Here is a 19298-nt window from a genome sequence, read left to right as displayed (position 1 = left end):
TTGGAGTGATTCTTTGAATTAATGTATATCAGCCGACTAAAGTAATTCAATAATATCAATTAATAAAAAAAATCAAGGATAAGGTTGCGATTAGATTGGAAATACCTTCAAAACGACCAATATCTTACCCTTGTTTCCCTTTTAAAATTAATAATACGTGTAGCGTCTAACTTTTGCAATGTATTTGGCCAAACGAATTACTTGATGAGAATAGCCATACTCATTATCATACCATATATAGAGTATAATGTTTTTGCCTTTATTGCTCACAATAGTTGCATTACTATCATATATAGATGGTGCATTTGTCCCAACAATATCCGACGACACCATTTCTTTGCTTAAAGAGTACTTAATTTGCTCAACTAAATCTCCTTCCAAGGCATACTTTTTTATGATTGTATTAATGCCGTCTATGGAGGTTTTGTTTTTAATCTCAAGATTTAAAATAGCAAGAGACCCATTAGGTACGGGTACTCTAATGGCATTAGAGGTAAGTTTGTCCTTTAATTCTGGTAAAGCTTTTGCAACTGCAGCACCTGCACCAGTTTCTGTTATGACCATATTTAAGGCAGCAGCTCTACCGCGCCTATGCTTACTATGCATATTGTCTACCAAATTTTGGTCGTTCGTATAAGCGTGAATGGTTTCTAGGTGTCCTTTTACAATACCCAAAGAATCCTCAACAACACTTAAGATTGGTGTTATGGCGTTGGTGGTACAAGAGGCGGCCGAGAATATTTTAATAGCATCTGGGTCATACATCTTGTGGTTAACCCCATGAACAATATTAGGAATTTCTTTACCAGGTGCCGTTAGAAGTACATGAGATGCACCTTCAGCTTCCAAATGTCTTTCTAATTCCGTTTTAGTTCTGAAAGCACCAGTATTATCAATAATAAGGGCATTACTTATACCATATTGAGTGTAATCGATTTTTTCAGGGCGATCAGCGCTAATCATATGTACCGTAGTACCATTAATGATTAGGGCTTTGTTTTTAAAATCAGTTTCTACTGTACCGGAAAACTTGCCATGAACAGAATCTATTCGCAAAAGGTTGGCTCTTTTTTCAAGAATTTCAATGTCGTGGGCGTCCCTAGTAACAATTGCTCTTAGACGTAATTGGTTGCCTTTACCGGTCTTGGCCATAAGTTCTCTTGCCAAAAGCCTACCTATTCTTCCAAACCCGTAAAGAACAATATCTTTTGGTTTTAAAGGGGTTGAATCATCAGCATCCTTCAACTTATCAAAAACAAAGGCTTTTATATCTGTGTTATGATTGTCTTCGGAGTGGTATTCATAGGTTATTTTACCAATATCCAATTTCGCGGGAGGAAGTTGAATGTCATTTATAGCTCTTAAAATTTCGGTTGAGTCAAAAATGGAAATTGGTTTCTGAACAAATTCACCTGCATATTCGTGCAGATTTATAATGTCACTTACATTTTTGTCTATAACCTGATTTTTGAAAAGTACGATTTCAATAGTCTTATCGTACCAAAGGTCGCTTACCAGCTTAATGAATTCGGTGGTAGCTTTTCTTCTGTCGGCCTGGAAGGCCAATTCTTTTTCGTAAGAAGCGTTGGGTGTCATTTATTAAGTTGAGTTATATTTTGATATAAAAGTAGTTATTTAGTGTTATTTGGAACTATTTAAAACAAAAAAACACCCCAATTGGGGTGTTTGTAATATTAAAGCTTCATCTTTTTATTGAAAAATAAGACGTTCTCTCTCGCCTTTTTCATTAACCATAGTGATACTTGTTTTTCCATATCTAGAAATATTTCCGAAAAGACTTCTTGCTTCCTCAATATCATTTATTTCTTTATCGTCTACAGACAGCAAAACCTTTCCTTCAAGACCATACCCACGATACGTTTCAGGTACTCCAACTATTTTAACTCCAGTTTTGGTCTTAAACTTTTTATTGTCATCCTTACTTAAGTTTTTTACTTCAAGGCCCATTACCGGTATAATTACAGTTTGTCTTTTCTTAAGCATAACAGGTACGGTAAACTCTTCGCCGTCTCTGTCAATAGTAACCTCTACGGAATCATCAGGTCTTTTTGCAGAAAGATATCCGGTAAGATCGGCAAATTTGCGAACCTTAATATTATCTACTTTTTTGATAACATCTCCTTCTTGTAATTCTGCGTCTTCTGCGCCTGTTCCTTCTTCAATACCAGAAATATAAACACCTTCTATTTCATTAAGTCCTTTTTCAATGGCGTACGGCGTATTTATATTCAAGGTTTTTATTCCTAAAATCCCTTTTTGAACATTTCCATATTCAAGAATATCATCAACAACTTTTTTTGCAATGTTACTAGGTACGGCAAATGAGTACCCCACGTAGCTACCTGTTTGAGAGGTTATAGCTGTGTTAATGCCAATAAGATCACCGTTGGTATTTACTAGTGCTCCACCACTGTTACCAGGATTTACTGCGGCATCAGTCTGTATAAATGATTGATTCTTGCCTAAATCACGAGCTTTAGCACTAACAATTCCTGCTGTTACTGTAGATGTTAGGTTGAAAGGGTTACCCACTGCTAATACCCATTCTCCTATTTTCATGTCATCGGAATCACCAAAAGCTAAATACGGAAGATTGCCTTCTGCATCTATTTTGATAAGTGCAATATCAGAGTTAGGGTCGGTACCTATAAGTTCCGCATCATAAGTTTTATTATTATTTAAGGTTACCTGTAACTGGTTAGCCTTACTAATTACGTGATTGTTGGTTACGATGTATCCATCTTGCGATATGATAACACCTGATCCTGTTCCTACTTGAGGTCTTTCATTTCCACCACTTCCATAAAAGAAGTCCATAAGATTATGTGGTGTTCTGCCAACGGTTACATTTTTAACGTGTACAACTGCATTAACTGTGTTCTCTGCTGCAACAGTAAAATCAACTTCGTTAATTCCTGCTCCCTTTGCGGAAGTAGGGGTGAGGCTAGTATTAAAAACGGAATGTCCCTCATCTTGAGTGATAACCGCATAGTTGTTATTTTCAAAAAATAATTTGTAGCTGCCCAATGTGATTGCTCCAGCAAAGAGGGCGATAAAAAAGGTACTGGCAATTTTTTTCATGCTATTGTTTTGTTTAAATTTCTGTGATATGTTAAAATTAGTCGTTTTTTGTGTGGTTTATATTTGCTTTAACTACTCTTTAACTGCCAAATATATCTTAATCCCTACTATTTCAGGTCGCTAAGTAGCAGACCAAAGAGGTTATTTCTGATAGTATAAAAGCCTATATTTGTGTCTTTAAATATTCTTATGACACTCAGTTTTTACAAATATCAAGGCACTGGAAACGATTTTGTTCTTATCGATAACCGACAATTAGAATTTCCCAAAAATGATACCAAACTAGTTGCATTTCTATGTGACAGAAAGTTTGGCATAGGCGGTGATGGCTTGATTCTATTAGAAAATGACGAATTGTCAGATTTTAAAATGGTTTATTACAACGCAGACGGTCGTGAAGGTAGTATGTGTGGTAATGGCGGTCGTTGTACCGTGGCGTTTGCTAACTTTTTAGGAGTTATAAATAATGATACTGTTTTTAACGCTGCAGATGGTAAACATGCTGCAACTATTGAAAACGGAATTGTTAGTCTGCAAATGCAAGACGTTTCCGAAATTAAAGAAAAGTCTGAATATGTATTTTTGGATACAGGTTCTCCCCACCACGTACAAATGGTGAAAACTGTTGAGGGCTTTGAGGTGTTTAAAGAAGGTAAAAAGTTACGTTACGGTCTTTATGGCCAAACAGGTAGTAATATAAATTTTGTAGAAGTCTTAGAAGATGACACTTTTGCTGTGCGAACATACGAACGTGGAGTAGAGGACGAAACTTTATCCTGTGGTACCGGTGTAACCGCTGTGGCAATTGCTATGCATAATGCTGGGAAAACTTCAGCAAATAGAATTAAAGTGCATACGCAAGGCGGAGAGTTACAGGTTGAGTTGACTGAAAAAGACGGAGTTTATAGTCAAATTCATTTGATAGGTCCTGCCAAACAAGTGTTCAAAGGAGAGATAGTATGCTAAGTTTGAAAGGAGAACACATATCTCTAAGAGGATTGGAACCAAGTGATTTGGATTTTCTCTATGAGTTAGAAAACAATACCGAGATTTGGGAAATTAGCGGAACTACTGCTCCGTATTCAAAACATGTATTAGAGTTATACCTAGATAATGCCCACCGCGATATTTATGATGTTAAGCAATTGCGTCTCTGCATTTGTAATAAGGAAAATTCACCAGTAGGACTTATAGATTTATTTGATTTTGACCCTAAAAATTTTAGGGCGGGAATAGGGATAGTTATATCTAATAAAGAGAATAGAAACCAAGGAGTAGGAGCGGAGGCTATACAATTAGTAACTGATTATGCTTTTAAGGTTTTAAATCTTCATCAGCTCTATGCCAATGTCATGGAGAGTAATAACCCAAGTTTACATTTGTTTAAAAAGATGGGTTTTGAGGAAGTAGGTTTAAAAAAGGATTGGATTTTTTCCGATGGAAAATATAATAATGAGATTTTGTTTCAAAAAATAAATGCCTAATGTATATAAAACGTATTCTACTAATTATAGTAATTGCTGGTCTTATTGGTGGTGGAATTTTTGCCTACACGGTATATAACGCCATTTTTTCGCCCAACACTAGTTTCGAAAATAAAGAAGCTTACATATATGTACCTTCTGATGCCGATTTTAATGAAGTGCGTGAATTGGTAACTCCTCTTATAAAAGATATGGCTTCTTTTGAGAAAGTTGCACAACGTAAAGGATATGCATCAAATGTTAGAGGCGGTAAGTATGTTATTAAAAAGGGTGCCAATAATAACGACATTATAAATTCGCTGCGTAGTCAAAACATACCAGTTAAGGTTGCTTTTAATAATCAAGAGACCATTGCAGACCTTGCAGGAAGGATAGCTATGCAAATAGAACCGGATAGTTTAACATTACTACAAGCTTTTACTGATGATGATTTCTTAAAAGCGAACGGCTTTAATGAGAATACAGAATTGGCTATGTATATACCTAATAGCTATGAGTTTTTCTGGAATACTTCAGGAAAGGAGTTTAGGGAGCGTATGTTAAAGGAATACAAGCGTTTTTGGACCGATGCGCGTTTGGCTAAAGCAAAAGCATTGAATCTTACCCCTGCAGAAGTAATCACTTTGGCTTCCGTTGTACATAAAGAAACGGCAAAAGTTGATGAAAGGCCAAGAGTTGCAGGAGTGTATCTTAATCGCTTAAGAAAAGGCATCTTGCTACAGGCGGATCCAACGGTTATTTATGCCTTAAAAAAACACAAAGGTGATTTTAATATCATAATCAAGAGAGTTCTTTATAAAGATTTGGAGTTAGATTCTCCTTATAATACCTATAAGTATGCAGGTCTTCCTCCTGGTCCTATAGCTATGCCGGATATTACTGCTATTGATGCAGTTCTTAATCCAGAGAAGCATGATTACATCTTTTTTGTTGCTAACGTAGAGAACTTCGGTTACCATAAGTTCGCTAAGACTTTGGCCCAGCATAACCGCAATAAGGCGCAGTATGTCCGGTGGATAAATGCCCAAAAAATCAATAGATAGGGATTTTGTCCGCTGTTTATTACCTGTTAACTAAAATGGGGCATTTTTAACAAAGCCTTGTAAATTGCAACAAGAAAACGAGCTTATCTTTGCCCCTCGTAATCTAAGCAGGCTAAATTTTCGTAAGTCTTAGGTAAATATAACATATGAGAAAGTGGCTAAGTTTATCAAGCCCCCTGATCATTACCTTTATTTTATTGAGTTTTGGTTTTGAATCCAAAGAGGTGAAAGTACCAGAAACTCTTAAAGTAAAACAACCTACTGAGGTTTTGTTTCCCAAAAACAAAACTGTACATGCTACGATGTTATTGACTCCTCCTTTTATAGGGAGTTCGTATATCGGTTTTAAAGAAGCTCTAGCGTTTAAAGAATCGCAGGGTAACTATTTTACGACAAATACGCTTGGGTATTTGGGAAAATACCAATTTGGTATCGGTACCTTACAGCTAATGGGTGTTTATAACGCAACACGTTTTTTAAATGACCCTGTTTTACAGGAAAGAGCTTTTAATACTAATATAGCTCGTAACAAGTGGATTCTGAGAAGAGATATTGCCCGTTTCGTTGGAAAACGAATAGGTGGAGTCGAAATTACAGAATCTGGAATGATGGCCGCAGCCCACTTGGCCGGTGCCGGAAATGTTAAAAAGTACTTACGTTCATGGGGTGCGTTCGATGTATCGGACAGCTACGGAACCAACATTGCAAAATACATGAAGAAGTTTTCAGGATATGATATCTCGTACGTTTCGCCAAAACGAAACCCTAAAGTATAAGTATCTCCTGTTAAAGATTTAATTTACATATGAAAGTGGACAAGCCCTAATAGAAATATTGGGGTTTGTTTTTTATGGGTCTTAGCGATTTTTAAAAGGGTTTCTATAGTTAGTAGAAATCACTATGTTGGCTTATTATTTTTGCAAGGTTGGATTGAATTATGTATTTAAAAATTCTTTTCTTCGACTTATATCAGCATGTATAGTCTGGAATTAATGCATTACACAATGGTTACCATTGTTTGTATTTATTTTTCTATAGTCTGTAAGCCTTATCGGCAATCATCATTTATTTCAATCCAATATCCATTTGGGTCTTGAAAATAAACCTGTTTAATTCCGTCTTGCCGAATATAATCTTTATTCGGACTATCGAGCCAATCAGAGTATGCAATATTAATTTTCTTTAGATAGGCTACAAATGAGGGTAAGTCAGATGTTGTTAAAGCAAAATGAACAGCTTTATTTACTTTTATTTGAAAATCTGGACGTGGAATAAGATGAAGTTGTTTCCCTTCAGCAATAGACAGCCATCTTGTTTTGGAGTTAGAAGCTGTATTCTTGATTTCTTTAAGTTGAAGTACTTTTTGATAGAATTCAAGAGATTCGTTAATATCCTTTACAGAAAGAGCAATATGGTCGAATGAAAAAGTATGCATTTATAAAATTGAATTTTAATTGAATATATGATTTCTTAAACCTTTATTGAAAATAAGGAAGTAAAGGGAAAAAACAAAGAGAAGTACACCAAGCAATATTACTTGGCAAAGAAAAAGACAAAAAAAAACAAGAATTACCCCTGAATAATAAAAATTGCAGGTCGCTTATGAAGAGATTCTAATTTAGTCCGTTTCCAGTCGGCAATAGTTTTGGTAAGTATATATTCTGTGGGAAGTGTTACGTCACAGGCTATACAGACTCTTGTACCAGGATTTAGTGTTTTGAGTAACTCTGCAAAAAGCTTGTCGTTTCTATAGGGGGTTTCAATGAACAGCTGAGACTGCCCGTAGTCTTTAGATAGTTTTTCTAATCTTTTAATTGCACCTTTACGCTCAGGACCGTCTATGGGTAAGTATCCATTAAAAGCAAAGCTTTGTCCGTTCATACCACTAGCCATAAGGGCTAGAACAATAGAGGATGGACCTACTAAAGGCACAACCTGAATATTTTTATCGTGGGCAATTTTAACGACATCTGCACCAGGGTCGGCAATTCCAGGGCAACCAGCTTCAGATAGTATACCGGTATTGAAACCATCAAGACACGATTGTAGAAATGTAGGTATTTCTGCTGCTTCTGTATACTTGTTCAGAACAGATAAATGTAGGTTTGGTTGTGATTTTCTTGGGCTAATTTTTTTAATGAACCGTCTTGCCGTTTTTTCGTTTTCAACAATGTAGTGGTCAATTTGTTCAATGGCTTGTTTAATTGAAATAGGTAACACTTCTAATGGCTCGTTTTCGCCAAGTGTGGTAGGTATTAAATATAATTTTCCTTGGTTTTCAATTCTGTTGGCCATAACGTTTGGTTCTATTAAAGTTTTTTGGCAATAGACGTACAAGCGGTGTCTATAAGTTGAAATACCTTTTCAAAGCCATTGTCGTCCCAATACGGGTCAGGCACTTCAATAACAGGTAATTCTACTTCTGCAAGCAATAATTTAACCTTCTTAGCATCTTCTGGTGTATTAGCTAGACTTAGAATGTTATTAAGGTTGCTGCGGTCCATAGCATAAATTACATCAAATTTTTCAAAATCTGATTTTTGAAATTGACGACAGCGCTGCTTTTCAATATTTAGACCGTGATTATGTGCAACAGTGATAGAACGCGGGTCTGGTGATTTCCCAATATGGTAACCTCCGGTTCCTGCAGAATCTACAAAAACCTTTTCTGGGTCAACCTTGTCTTGGAGAATACCCTCCGCTAATGGAGACCTGCAAATATTGCCTAGGCAGACCATTAAGACTTTGGTTTTCATAAGGGTTTAAGAGAATTTCTTAGTAAGGTCTTCTATGTATTTTCTGAACTGCTTGTCAGTTTCTGCTAAGTTGTCAACAGTCTTACACGCATGTAATACGGTGGCGTGATCTCTTTTTCCTATTTGAGACCCAATACTGGCTAATGATGCTTTGGTGAATTTCTTCGCAAAGAACATAGCTAACTGCCTTGCTTGTACAATATGACGTTTTCTAGTTTTAGACTGAAGCGTAGCAACATCCATTTCGAAATAATCTGAAACCACTTTTTGAATGTAGTCTATAGAAACTTCTCGTTTGGTATTTTTTACGAACTTCTCAACTACTTGCTGAGCCAGTTCTAAAGTAACTTCCTTTTTATTGAAAGAAGATTGTGCTATTAGAGAAATAATGGCGCCTTCTAACTCACGTATGTTACTTTTAATATGCTTAGCAACATAATCTATAATATCATCTGGCATTTCAACACCATCTCTATACAATTTGTTCTTAAGGATAGAAATTCGTGTTTCGTAGTCAGGCGTTTGAAGTTCTGCAGATAACCCCCATTTGAAACGAGACAACAATCGTTGCTCAATATCTTGCATGTCTACCGGAGCTTTATCAGAGGTTAATATAACCTGCTTTCCGTTTTGGTGCAAATGGTTGAAAATATGGAAGAAAACATCTTGTGTTCCTGATTTTCCGCTTAAGAACTGAACATCATCAATTATAAGCACATCTATCAATTGGTAGAAGTGAATAAAATCGTTTCTGGTGTTTTTCTTAACAGACTCTATATATTGCTGTGTAAATTTTTCAGCTGAAATATAAAGAACAGTACGTTCTGGATATTTGTCTTTTATCTCTACTCCAATGGCATGGGCCAAGTGAGTCTTTCCTAAGCCAACACCGCCAAAAATTAATAATGGATTAAAAGAAGTGCCACCAGGTTTGTTAGCAACGGCCATACCGGCAGATCTAGCCAAACGGTTTGCGTCCCCTTCTAAGAAATTATCGAAATTATAGTTGGGATTAAGTTGAGATTCAATTTTAATATTTCGAATACCAGGTATTACGAAAGGATTTTTAAGTTCAGGATTTTTTGACTTGATCGGCACATCCATTTCCTGTGGACTCATAGTTGCTCTGTTGGAACTAGGAATCTTTTCTGTAAATGGTTCTTTGTTGCCGTAGGTGTTTTCCATTCTAATGATGTACACCAATTTTGCAGTCTCACCCAATTCTTTGGTAAGCGCAACTTTTAACAATTTCACATAGTGCTCTTCAAGCCACTCGTAAAAGAATTTACTAGGCACCTGAATACTCAGTGCATTGTCAGATAACTTTACCGGCTTGATCGGTTCGAACCAAGTTTTGAATGCCTGCGGTTGAATGTTATCTTTGATAAATGTCAAACAATTGTTCCATACGGAAATAGCAGTAACACCCATGCGAAAGTTGATCTTATTTTTGTTGGTTAGTGATTTCGTAAATCGGTCGAAAGTGAACGGAATAATCGTTACTTTCTCGGGAGGCAAATATGTGAACAAAAAAACTAAAAAAAAAATCAAACTCTATTGAATTTACCCTTTTTTTTTTGCATGTTCGACCAGCTATAAACAAAATCTATTAAAGATATAATTTTTACATGATAATTTATGAGTTTTAACAATATTTCTTTTAGAGTACGATATTCGGAAACAGATCAGATGGGAGTGGTGTATCATGGCAACTATGCGCAATACTTAGAGATGGGAAGGGTAGAGTGGTTACGTGACACAGGTATTTCTTACAAAGAGTTGGAAGAAAACGGAATTATGTTGCCAGTTATTTCTTTGTCTTTGAACTACAAGAAATCGGCCTTTTATGATGACCTACTTACCGTTGAAACGACGCTCAAAAAAACGCCTTCTGTTAAGATCGAATTTGACTTTGTAATCTACAATGAAAAACGAGAAATTATTGCTGAAGCAAATACAGTTTTAGCATTTATTAAAATGGAAAATAAAAGACCAATTAGATGTCCAAAATATCTGTTGGATTTAATTGAAAAAAGGGCTAAAAAGTAAGTTTAATTTTGGTGCTTGAGAGAAAAAAATGATGAGTTTGAAAGAAGTTTATTCTTGGTATGCCTGTTAAACAACAGGCAAAAGGTCTTATGTGATATCTACTCCGTAAATTCCTACAAAAATGTCCTTTATTTGCTCTGAATCCCTCTTTCTAACGGCAATGATTAGCTCACAATTCATCTCCATTTTTTGCGAAATAATTTCTAGATTTTTCTGTTTTATGACGCGCATTACCACGTCCATCTGAGCGTATTCAAAACGTATTTTATACTGATTTTGGACTATTTTTTCTACGATATTTGAGTTCTCTAGAGCAAGTTTTGCGGCCATTTTATAGGCGCTAATAAGCCCGCCTACTCCCAATTTTGTTCCTCCAAAGATGCGGGCTACGGCAACAAGGGTATTGGTAACTTCAAAAGATTGTATTTGCCCATAAATGGGCATTCCGGCAGAATTATTGGGTTCTCCGTCATCGTTTGCGCGATAACTGAGCTGTTCAATACCCATTTGCCATGCATAACATACGTGGTTGGCGCTAGAGTGTTTCTTTTTAAGGTCTTCAATGATGATTTTTACCTCATCTTCATTATCAACAGGGAATGCGTATCCGTAGAATTTACTTTTCTTTTCTTTAAAAAGTATTTCTTCAGAAGGTTTGGCGACCGTTTTATATGTGTCGGTTTTATTATCCATCAGCCAAAAGCAACTAAAATTATACTTGTTACGGCCAATGCAATGCCGCCCCAATTTTTGGGACTAATTTTTTCTTCAAACAAAATGATACCTAAAAGCGTAGTGAACATTACTATAGCCACATTATTTATTGTAAAAACAGAAGAACTGTTCAATGTTTCATTTTGTAAGGCTTTAAGAAGGAAGTAAATGGAAAAATAATTTACCACGCCCAATGCAATACCACCTATTAAGGTGTTTATATTGTATTTGGCTTTAAATTCAGCCGCTTTAAAAACCGTGATTAAAAGTCCTATAAATGCAGCCGAGGCAAATACTGTGGCAGAAAATAATGGGTAATCTTCTTCTTTAATATGTATTTCTTGTATGTATTTTAAACTGGCGTCAATAATGCCAGAGCCTAAGAATACTAATGCGGGTAAAATAAGCGCTGACTTTTTAAATTTTATCGTAGATTCTTTTAAGGCCGCAAAGTAGACCGCAGCTAGGGCCAATAAAATGCCAATTACTTTTATAGAGCTTAGTTCTTCATTGTAAAGTAGTATGCCAAAAACAACTGGAATCACAAAAGACATTTTTGTTGCTACTGAAGTTACTGCAACGCCTACTTTTTGGGAGGCCATGGCCATGAGATTAAAAACAACTATAAAAAGTATGCCTAGAATAAATGTACCAAAGAACCAAGGTTTTTCTGGTACATCAAAAAAACTGGTTTCTCCTTTATATCGCATAAGGCCTACACTAGAAGCCACAAAGTAGTTGGTAACAATGGCAAAAAGCGTATTGACCTTAAACCGGGTGTATAGTTTAAAAATAATAAAGATGAGGCTAGAAGCTAATATGCTCAAGGCAAGTGATGCCATCTTATAGTTTTGATTTTAATTGAACGATATCTTCTTTACCTACCTGAATGTTCCAGCAGGTAATACCTAGCTTTTCGGCAGCATCTGTATTTTCTTTGGTATCGTCTATAAAAAAAGTTTCTTCGGCCTTTAGTCCATTTTCATCCAGAACAAATTGATAAATTTCTGCATTGGGTTTTCTAAGGTTGATTTCGTGAGAGAGATAAAATTTTTCAAACGGTTTTTGGAATCGTTCGTATCTATCAGAACCCATTTTTTGCGCTACATGGGTAATATGTAAATCGTTGGTGTTGCTGAGTAGAAAGAGTCTATACTCACCTTCTTTGGCTAGGTTTTCAATGAACTCTAGTCGTTCTTCGGGAAAATCTAGTAACATAGAGTTCCATATATTTTCAATTTCTATCGCACTAGCTTTGGGATACTGAGATTGAAGTTGTGCTATGAACTCTTCTGAGGAGATTCCTCCCACTTCATAAATACCATTCAACGCTATCATTTCTGGGGTTAGGTCTATAGAGCCACCAAATTTTTCCATTTCACGAAATATGATGCCTTTATCTAAATTGATGAATACATCGCCAAAATCAAAAATAATATTCTTAATCATTACTATATATTTTTAAGGTGTCCTTGTCAATAGATTTCGTGCTAATAATTTTTCCTTTGAGTTCTGGTGCTGCTATTCCTGTCTTGAATTGACTATCACCTATAAAAACTCTAGCCTCATCCCACAAACCGGAATCAATGAAAGTTTGCAAAGTTTGACTTCCGCCTTCTATTAGGACGCTAGTAATATTCTCCTTATAAAGTACCTCGCAAATTTGCTGCGCTATAGCCCCATTAAAATCAATTTGATGATAGGCTATATTTTCAATTTGAAGAGGAGTATCTTCTGTATCGGTTAAAATCAAAGTAGGTATGCTTTCGTCCAATACATGATGATCAGCACTTATTTTGAGTTTTCTATCCAATACAATGCGTGTTGGATTTTTACCGGTGTATAAGCGCACATCTAATTTGGGATTGTCTTCTAGCACGGTATTGGTGCCAACTAAAATACTTTGTTCCTCGCTACGCCATTTATGTACGAGCTGTCGCGAATAAGGATTAGTAATCCAATAGGGTTCTGGGTTCGTAGTCCGTTCTTCTTTTTTTGGCGCGATAAAACCATCGGCGGTTTGGGCCCATTTTAGAATGATATAAGGACGTTTCTTTTCTTGAAATGTTAGAAAGCGACGGTGGTGCACTCTACATTCTTTTTCTAAGCAACCCGTTATTACGTCACTTCCTGCAGTTTTAAGTTTTTCTATTCCTTTGCCAGCTACTTTTGTATGTGGATCTACAAGACCTATTACAACTCTAGGAATGCCATGTTTGGCAATCAAATCTGCACAGGGTGGTGTTTTTCCATGATGAGAACAGGGTTCTAGGGTAACAAATATAGTGGCCTGTTTAAGAAGTGTTTTGTTTACTACTGAATTTATAGCATTTACTTCTGCATGTGGCCCGCCGTAGGGGCTCGTAAAACCTTCCCCTATAATCTTATCTTCATGAACAATTACAGCGCCTACCATTGGGTTGGGTGCCGTAGTTCCCAAGCCGTTATTGGCAATTTCCAAACAACGAAGCATATAGACTTCATCTCTGGAAAAGTTGTTTTTAGGTAGGGATTCGTTGCGCAACATAGGCTTGGTTTGTGGTATTTTAGAAAGGTAACATACGCACATTTCTACGTATCTTCACGCTGTAAAAATAGAATTTTATTTATTGGAAATGGGTGCAGTAAACATTCGTAGCATAAGAAAAGAAGATAACGAGCAAGTAGCAGCGTTGATTCGCAAGGTATTAGTGGATTTAGGCGCTCCCAAAGTAGGCACTGCTTATGCAGATGTAACGCTTGATCATATGTTCGAAAATTATGATAAACCGCGTGCGTCATATTTTGTTGTTGAAGAAAATGAAACTATTTTGGGCTGTGCCGGAATTGCTCAATTAGATAACAGCGAGGATAATATTTGCGAGTTGCAGAAAATGTATTTTTTGGAGGAAGCAAGAGGACGCGGAATTGGTTCTGAAATGTTGCAGAAATGTCTTGAGAAGGCAAAGGAATTCAATTTTGAGGAAATCTATTTGGAAACTATGCCTTATATGAAAGCTGCTCAAAAGCTTTATGTAAGAATGGGATTTGAGTATATAGATAAGCCTTTGGGAGATACGGGTCACTATTCATGTCCCGTGTATATGCTCGCTAAATTATAATGTATAGTTCCGATACGTAATGGTCTTAAAAGAAATAAAGAATATTTATCACAAAGAATTAGATGGGCTATATGCAAAGGAAGAGGTAGATAACTTCTTTTACTTACTAATAGAACACTACCTTAATCTGCAGCGTTTTGTTTTGGCCTTGCAGCCTAATTTAACTTTAACAAAAGATGAGGAACAGCCACTGTTTGAGGCCTTATCAGAACTAAAGTTGCAACGGCCTGTTCAATATATAATAGGTAGTACAAGTTTCATGGACCTTGATTTTGAGGTAAACGAGAATGTACTTATTCCTAGACCCGAAACGGAAGATCTTATACGTTGGATAGTAGACGAAGTTAAAACTAGTCGTCCTGATAAAAAATCAGGCTTACGAATTTTGGATATTGGAACGGGGAGTGGATGTATTGCTATCTCATTGGCTAAACTTTTACCCGATGCCAAGGTATTTGCTCTAGATGTTTCTGAAAAAGCACTGGAAACAGCTAAAAGGAATGCAGAGCGAAACGCAGTAAAAGTCGAGTTTATTCATGCTGATATTTTAAATTTTGATGGATTTGCTTCTAATTTTGATGTCATAGTCTCTAATCCTCCTTATGTTAGAGAGCTGGAAAAGAAAGAGATGCACAAAAACGTTTTGGAGCACGAGCCAGATTTAGCACTTTTTGTTTCAGATGAAAATCCATTAGTATTTTATAAAGCCATAACGCAATTGGCGAAACAAACTCTTTCTGAGGAAGGAATGCTCTTTTTTGAAATCAATCAATATTTAGCAAAAGAAACGGAAGCACTTTTACATCAACATAATTTTATAGAAATTGAAGTCCGAAAAGATATATTTGGCAACGACCGAATGACAAAGGGCATCTTAGGGTGATTTAAAATCAAAATATCCTAAAAACATATAGTAAGATTACAGAAACACTGAGTTAGAAAATGCAGATAAAAGAACAAATAGAGTCCCTTCGTCAAGAATTACGTGAGCATAACCATAATTACTACGTGCTTGACAACGCCACTATATCAGATTTTGAGTTTGATACCAAGCTTAAAGAATTACAGGCACTTGAGGCAAAGCATCCTGAATTTTATGATGAAAGTTCGCCTACTTTACGTGTAGGTGGTACGGTTACCAAAAATTTTGACACCGTAGTGCACAATGAAAGAATGTACTCGTTAGATAATTCTTACTCAAAAGAAGATCTTGAGGATTGGGAGAAACGTATGCAACGCATTTTGGGAGATGCGGAAGTGGAGTTTGTTTGTGAATTGAAGTATGATGGTGCGTCTATTAGTATTACCTATGAGGATGGTAAATTGGTACGTGCCGTTACGCGTGGCGATGGTTTTCAGGGTGATGATGTAACCACGAACGTGAAAACTATTAAGTCGGTACCATTACAGTTAAAAGGTGATTATCCGCCGAAATTTGATATTAGAGGAGAAATTGTTTTGCCTTTTGAAGGTTTTGCACAAATGAATGCCGAGCGTATTGAAAATGGCGAGGACCCTTATATGAACCCTAGAAATACGGCTTCAGGTAGTTTAAAATTACAAGATAGTGCAGCGGTCGCTCAAAGACCATTAGATTGCTTGTTATATAGTATTGTAGGCCAGAATACAGGAATAACCTCACAATGGCAGATGCTTGAAAAAGCAAGAGAATGGGGTTTTAAAGTTCCTGAAGTTGCAAAATTGAGCCGCTCAACAGATGAAGTAATGGCATTTGTAAACCAATGGGATTCAGGACGACATAATTTGCCTTATGAAACGGATGGGGTAGTAGTAAAAATAAACAGTATCCAGCATCAAGATGAACTGGGCTTTACCTCAAAATCACCTCGTTGGGCCATGGCTTATAAATTTAAAGCGGAGCAGGTTTCAACGTTGTTGAATGAAATTACGTATCAAGTGGGGCGTACAGGTTCAATAACTCCTGTAGCCAATTTAGTGCCGGTACTTTTAGCGGGAACAACTGTAAAAAGAGCCTCTTTGCATAATGCCGATCAGATTGCAAAATTTGATATTCGTGAAGGCGATACGGTTTTTGTAGAAAAAGGAGGGGAAATTATACCTAAAATAGTTGGTGTTGATTTTGAAAAACGATCTCAAGATTCAAAACCAACGGAATATATTACAAATTGTCCTGAATGTCATGAGCCCTTGGTCCGGACAGAAGGTGATGCAAAACATTATTGCGTAAATTACTATGGTTGTCCTCCCCAGATTACTGGGCGAATCCAACATTTTATATCTCGTAAAGCAATGGATATAGAGGGTCTAGGAAGTGAGACCGTAGAGCTTCTTTATAAAGAGGGACTCATAGATAATTATGCAGATTTATACACGCTGACCAAAGAACAAGTGTTGCCTTTGGAAAGAATGGCTAAGAAGTCTGCTGAGAATTTGGTAAAAGGTGTAGCGGAGTCTGTAAAGATTCCTTTTGAACGCGTTCTTTTTGGCTTGGGTATCCGTTTTGTTGGTGAGACCGTGGCTAAAAAATTAGCTAGAGCTTATAAGAATATTGATGCTTTAATGGATGCATCCGAAGAGAGTTTGGTAGCTGTTGATGAAATTGGAGAACGTATAGCCAGTTCTGTGGTGGAGTTTTTTAATAATGAAACTAACCGTTCAATTATAGCCCGTTTGAAGTCTTATGGATTGCAATTTTCACTTTCTGAAGAGCAATTGGAAAATCAAACGGATAAGCTAAAGGGACTCACTATTGTTGTTTCTGGGGTGTTCGAGACCGTAAGCCGTACTGAGCTTAAAAAAATCATTGAAAGTAATGGAGGTAAGGTAGGTTCAAGCATATCTTCAAAAACTGCTTATCTGGTGGCTGGTGACAAAATGGGACCGAGCAAACGTACCAAAGCGGAATCACTTAATGTACCCATCGTTACAGAAGGTGAATTTCTGGAAATGGTAGAATAATCTAGTTCGAATCTTAATCGGATTTATTATAAAGGGCATAGAACTACTTTCTATGGCCTAAAAATTTGCACTTGCAATAGTGAAACGACAGTACGAAAATAACCACAAATAAATATTCCGAAAAATACGTATTGGCTCCTAAGCCAAGACTAGGGTAGTACACGAAACAAAAGATAAAGCTAATTAAAGTAAGGGTTGTAAGCAATAATAGCATGCGCCAGTTGCTTACAAGGTCTTGGTATGTCTTTTTGATAAATAGAGGTTTCATGTCACTGCCAAAAAGTTGCATGAACATAGGCCAAATAAATAGTAAGGGTAAGGCAAATAAACGCGATTCCCTTGCAAAGGCAGTCATGAAAACCAGAGGTGTATTTATTATTAAAGTCAATAGAAAGGCGTAAACAAAGCTGTTTTGCCAAGCATCATTATTTTTTCTTTTTAGATAGAAATAAGTAAAATATAGAAACGGCCCTACAGTAATGAAAATTGATACCACGGACTCAACTATATTTTTTAAACTTTCAATATTCTCCAGAAAACAAGAATATCTGCTGGCTATTTCAGTATGGGTAGCGTGCAGTAGTCGTTGATGATATATAAAGAACACAATATAACATCCGTAGAAAAAAATAGGAGATAGAATGATTAGGCTATTTTTTTTTAGGTTAGGCCACAGTTTTTTCCTTGGATGATTTTGGGTTCCTGGTAATAGTAGAATGAAAGCTGGAAGTAGTAAGATGCTGGTTTCCCGAGCTACAAGGGATAAAGAGAATAAGATTACATACCAAAACCATTTGCGCCTAACAAAAGCCATAAAAGCGGTTAACAAGAAGCAGTACTGCAAAGGTTCGTCATAGGTGAATACGGGTGGAAAAAAAGCAAATAAGATTGAAAATGATGTAAAAAATACCATCATATTAATCAATCCCTCTTTTTTAGTAGCCTTAAGAATAAGAGATAATCTATAGATTAAAACACCGCTAAGACCTAATAGCAAGAAGTTGATAAAAATAAATGCATAACCTGCTTTTACTTCAAGGATGCTTCGGGTTGTTTCAATTAGTAAAGTGGTTAAAGGCCTTCTAGCAAAAGGTGCTATTTCTTTGTGGTAATCAATCTGCGATTGTAAAAAAACATGCGAAATTCTTGTATTATTTTCGTTGAGCATGCTGTCCATATTCGGTAGCATATGAATGCCCAATATGAATAATGTGCAAATTAGTGCTAGCACATAAGGAAAAGGTCTCCAGAGGAGTAAGCTTCGTGATAGTTGAACCATTAAAGCATACGGTTAATTTCAATCGAAATTAGGTATTTTTGCATAGGAAAGAACAAATGATACTATAAATTGATGGCTATACCTAAGACTTACGAAGATTTTGAACAAACATTAACTGCTTCAACACCTCCAATGGATTGGTCCGAAGCACTGAAAGCCATGTGGTTTGCAACAAATGACAATTGGGAAGCTTCACATGATATTGCTCAAGAAATGTTTAACGAAATAGGTAGTTGGATCCATGCATATTTACATCGTGTAGAAGGAGATGAATTTAATGCTGGCTATTGGTATAGAAAGGCAGGAAGGTCGTTTCCGAAAATTTCACTAAAGCAAGAACAAAAAGAAATTACAGAGTATTTGTTAAAAAACTAACTAGGTAAGGGTTTTCTTAAAGCAGACACTATTTTCCATACCTTCATACTGACCATAATTAGGTATTTCCTGATATTTATTTTTGGTATAAAGTGCTATAGCTTCTGGTTGGCGTTTGCCTGTTTCTAGAATGCAATTCTTGTATTCTAGTTCAGTGGCCCATTCTTCCAGTTCTTTTAAAAGTAAAGAGGCAATTCCTTGGCCTCGAGTTTCGGGAGAAACGTACATGCGTTTTACTTCCACAGAATCAGAATCTACTTTTTTTATGGCTCCACAGCCTACTGCTACATCGTTTAAATAAGCAATTACTACTTGGTTTAGGCTTTCTATTCCGTTGTATTGATGATAAAAGTCGTGCTCATCACCATCGGTATGACTTAAATAAGCATCTAGTTTGGCAACCAGACCAGAAAAATTTTCGTTTTTAAATGTGGTTCGTTCAATTCTAACCATAA

21 protein-coding genes are annotated in these 19298 nt (G+C 36.3%); 9 read left to right on the top strand and 12 right to left on the bottom strand.

Features of this window, described 5'->3' with window-relative positions; translation table 11 throughout:
* Nucleotides 1–147 precede the first annotated feature (147 nt).
* Together HW347_RS07040 and HW347_RS07035 are read right to left on the bottom strand one after the other, a co-directional pair.
* A complete protein-coding gene (locus HW347_RS07040) occupies nt 148–1596 on the bottom strand; it encodes a glyceraldehyde-3-phosphate dehydrogenase (RefSeq protein WP_214611193.1) in 1449 nt (482 codons plus the stop codon).
* 114 nt (nt 1597–1710) lie between these two features.
* Nucleotides 1711–3102 (bottom strand): trypsin-like peptidase domain-containing protein, encoded by a 1392-nt coding sequence (locus tag HW347_RS07035; protein WP_214611192.1) that lies wholly within the window; start codon nt 3100–3102, stop codon nt 1711–1713.
* Nucleotides 3103–3291: 189 nt separating this feature from the next.
* Here HW347_RS07035 and dapF point away from each other — a divergent pair, with 189 nt between their 5' ends.
* The 4 genes from dapF (at nt 3292) to HW347_RS07015 (ending at nt 6405) form a co-directional block, all read left to right on the top strand.
* A complete protein-coding gene (gene dapF, locus HW347_RS07030; RefSeq protein ID WP_214611191.1) occupies nt 3292–4068 on the top strand; it encodes a diaminopimelate epimerase in 777 nt (258 codons plus the stop codon).
* Nucleotides 4062–4586: a GNAT family N-acetyltransferase gene (locus tag HW347_RS07025; protein WP_214611190.1), complete on the top strand. Its 525-nt coding sequence runs from the start codon at nt 4062–4064 to the stop codon at nt 4584–4586. The genes dapF and HW347_RS07025 overlap by 7 nt, the downstream gene beginning before the upstream one ends.
* Entirely contained in the window at nt 4586–5629 is a 1044-nt protein-coding gene (gene mltG, locus HW347_RS07020; protein WP_214611189.1) for an endolytic transglycosylase MltG, read from the top strand. Before HW347_RS07025 ends, mltG begins: the two co-directional genes overlap by 1 nt.
* A gap of 146 nt (nt 5630–5775) precedes the next feature.
* The gene (locus HW347_RS07015; protein ID WP_214611188.1) at nt 5776–6405 is read left to right on the top strand and encodes a hypothetical protein; all 630 of its coding nucleotides are present in this window, start codon (nt 5776–5778) and stop codon (nt 6403–6405) included.
* Nucleotides 6406–6677: 272 nt separating this feature from the next.
* Here HW347_RS07015 and HW347_RS07010 read toward each other — a convergent pair whose 3' ends face one another.
* From HW347_RS07010 to dnaA, 4 genes are all read right to left on the bottom strand, one after another.
* Nucleotides 6678–7064, bottom strand: coding sequence for a VOC family protein (locus HW347_RS07010; RefSeq protein ID WP_214611187.1), 387 nt, complete (start codon nt 7062–7064; stop codon nt 6678–6680).
* A 134-nt stretch (nt 7065–7198) separates the two neighbouring features.
* Nucleotides 7199–7924, bottom strand: a complete 726-nt coding sequence (locus HW347_RS07005) for an SAM-dependent methyltransferase (RefSeq protein ID WP_214611186.1) — start codon at nt 7922–7924, stop codon at nt 7199–7201.
* Between the two features lie 14 nt (nt 7925–7938).
* Nucleotides 7939–8385 carry a low molecular weight protein-tyrosine-phosphatase gene (locus HW347_RS07000; RefSeq protein WP_214611185.1) on the bottom strand — a complete coding sequence of 149 codons (447 nt, stop codon included), beginning with the start codon at nt 8383–8385 and terminating at the stop codon, nt 7939–7941.
* Between the two features lie 6 nt (nt 8386–8391).
* On the bottom strand, nt 8392–9816 hold the full coding sequence (dnaA, locus tag HW347_RS06995) for a chromosomal replication initiator protein DnaA (protein WP_155595877.1): 1425 nt from the start codon (nt 9814–9816) through the stop codon (nt 8392–8394).
* 207 nt (nt 9817–10023) lie between these two features.
* On the opposite strand from dnaA, the gene HW347_RS06990 reads away from it, so the two are divergent.
* Nucleotides 10024–10434: an acyl-CoA thioesterase gene (locus HW347_RS06990; protein WP_214611184.1), complete on the top strand. Its 411-nt coding sequence runs from the start codon at nt 10024–10026 to the stop codon at nt 10432–10434.
* Between the two features lie 87 nt (nt 10435–10521).
* Here HW347_RS06990 and HW347_RS06985 read toward each other — a convergent pair whose 3' ends face one another.
* The 4 genes from HW347_RS06985 to ribD are packed head-to-tail and all read right to left on the bottom strand — an operon-like array spanning nt 10522 to nt 13621.
* Nucleotides 10522–11127 (bottom strand): IMPACT family protein, encoded by a 606-nt coding sequence (locus tag HW347_RS06985; RefSeq protein WP_214611183.1) that lies wholly within the window; start codon nt 11125–11127, stop codon nt 10522–10524.
* Nucleotides 11127–11990 carry a DMT family transporter gene (locus tag HW347_RS06980; RefSeq protein WP_214611182.1) on the bottom strand — a complete coding sequence of 288 codons (864 nt, stop codon included), beginning with the start codon at nt 11988–11990 and terminating at the stop codon, nt 11127–11129. The genes HW347_RS06985 and HW347_RS06980 overlap by 1 nt, the downstream gene beginning before the upstream one ends.
* Before the next feature lies 1 nt (nt 11991).
* On the bottom strand, nt 11992–12597 hold the full coding sequence (locus HW347_RS06975) for an HAD family hydrolase (protein WP_214611181.1): 606 nt from the start codon (nt 12595–12597) through the stop codon (nt 11992–11994).
* On the bottom strand, nt 12590–13621 hold the full coding sequence (gene ribD / locus HW347_RS06970) for a bifunctional diaminohydroxyphosphoribosylaminopyrimidine deaminase/5-amino-6-(5-phosphoribosylamino)uracil reductase RibD (RefSeq protein WP_214611514.1): 1032 nt from the start codon (nt 13619–13621) through the stop codon (nt 12590–12592). The genes HW347_RS06975 and ribD overlap by 8 nt, the downstream gene beginning before the upstream one ends.
* A 142-nt stretch (nt 13622–13763) precedes the next feature.
* On the opposite strand from ribD, the gene HW347_RS06965 reads away from it, so the two are divergent.
* Genes HW347_RS06965 through ligA form a run of 3 tightly spaced genes read left to right on the top strand, consistent with a single transcriptional unit; the run spans nt 13764 to nt 17189 of the window.
* Entirely contained in the window at nt 13764–14249 is a 486-nt protein-coding gene (locus tag HW347_RS06965) for a GNAT family N-acetyltransferase (protein ID WP_214611180.1), read from the top strand.
* 19 nt (nt 14250–14268) lie between these two features.
* On the top strand, nt 14269–15132 hold the full coding sequence (gene prmC / locus HW347_RS06960; protein ID WP_214611179.1) for a peptide chain release factor N(5)-glutamine methyltransferase: 864 nt from the start codon (nt 14269–14271) through the stop codon (nt 15130–15132).
* Between the two features lie 59 nt (nt 15133–15191).
* The gene (gene ligA, locus HW347_RS06955; protein ID WP_214611178.1) at nt 15192–17189 is read left to right on the top strand and encodes an NAD-dependent DNA ligase LigA; all 1998 of its coding nucleotides are present in this window, start codon (nt 15192–15194) and stop codon (nt 17187–17189) included.
* A 43-nt stretch (nt 17190–17232) separates the two neighbouring features.
* Here the strand turns inward: ligA and HW347_RS06950 are convergent, their stop codons facing one another.
* Complete coding sequence (locus HW347_RS06950) at nt 17233–18468, bottom strand: hypothetical protein (protein ID WP_214611177.1); 1236 nt, start codon at nt 18466–18468, stop codon at nt 17233–17235.
* A gap of 72 nt (nt 18469–18540) precedes the next feature.
* Here HW347_RS06950 and HW347_RS06945 point away from each other — a divergent pair, with 72 nt between their 5' ends.
* On the top strand, nt 18541–18843 hold the full coding sequence (locus tag HW347_RS06945) for a hypothetical protein (protein WP_214611176.1): 303 nt from the start codon (nt 18541–18543) through the stop codon (nt 18841–18843).
* Here the strand turns inward: HW347_RS06945 and HW347_RS06940 are convergent, their stop codons facing one another.
* The gene (locus tag HW347_RS06940) at nt 18844–19296 is read right to left on the bottom strand and encodes a GNAT family N-acetyltransferase (protein ID WP_214611175.1); all 453 of its coding nucleotides are present in this window, start codon (nt 19294–19296) and stop codon (nt 18844–18846) included.
* Nucleotides 19297–19298: the final 2 nt, after the last annotated feature.

It is taken from the genome of Zobellia barbeyronii (assembly GCF_018603515.1).
GTDB lineage: Bacteria > Bacteroidota > Bacteroidia > Flavobacteriales > Flavobacteriaceae > Zobellia > Zobellia barbeyronii.
This window is presented reverse-complemented; position numbering and strand designations above follow the sequence as displayed.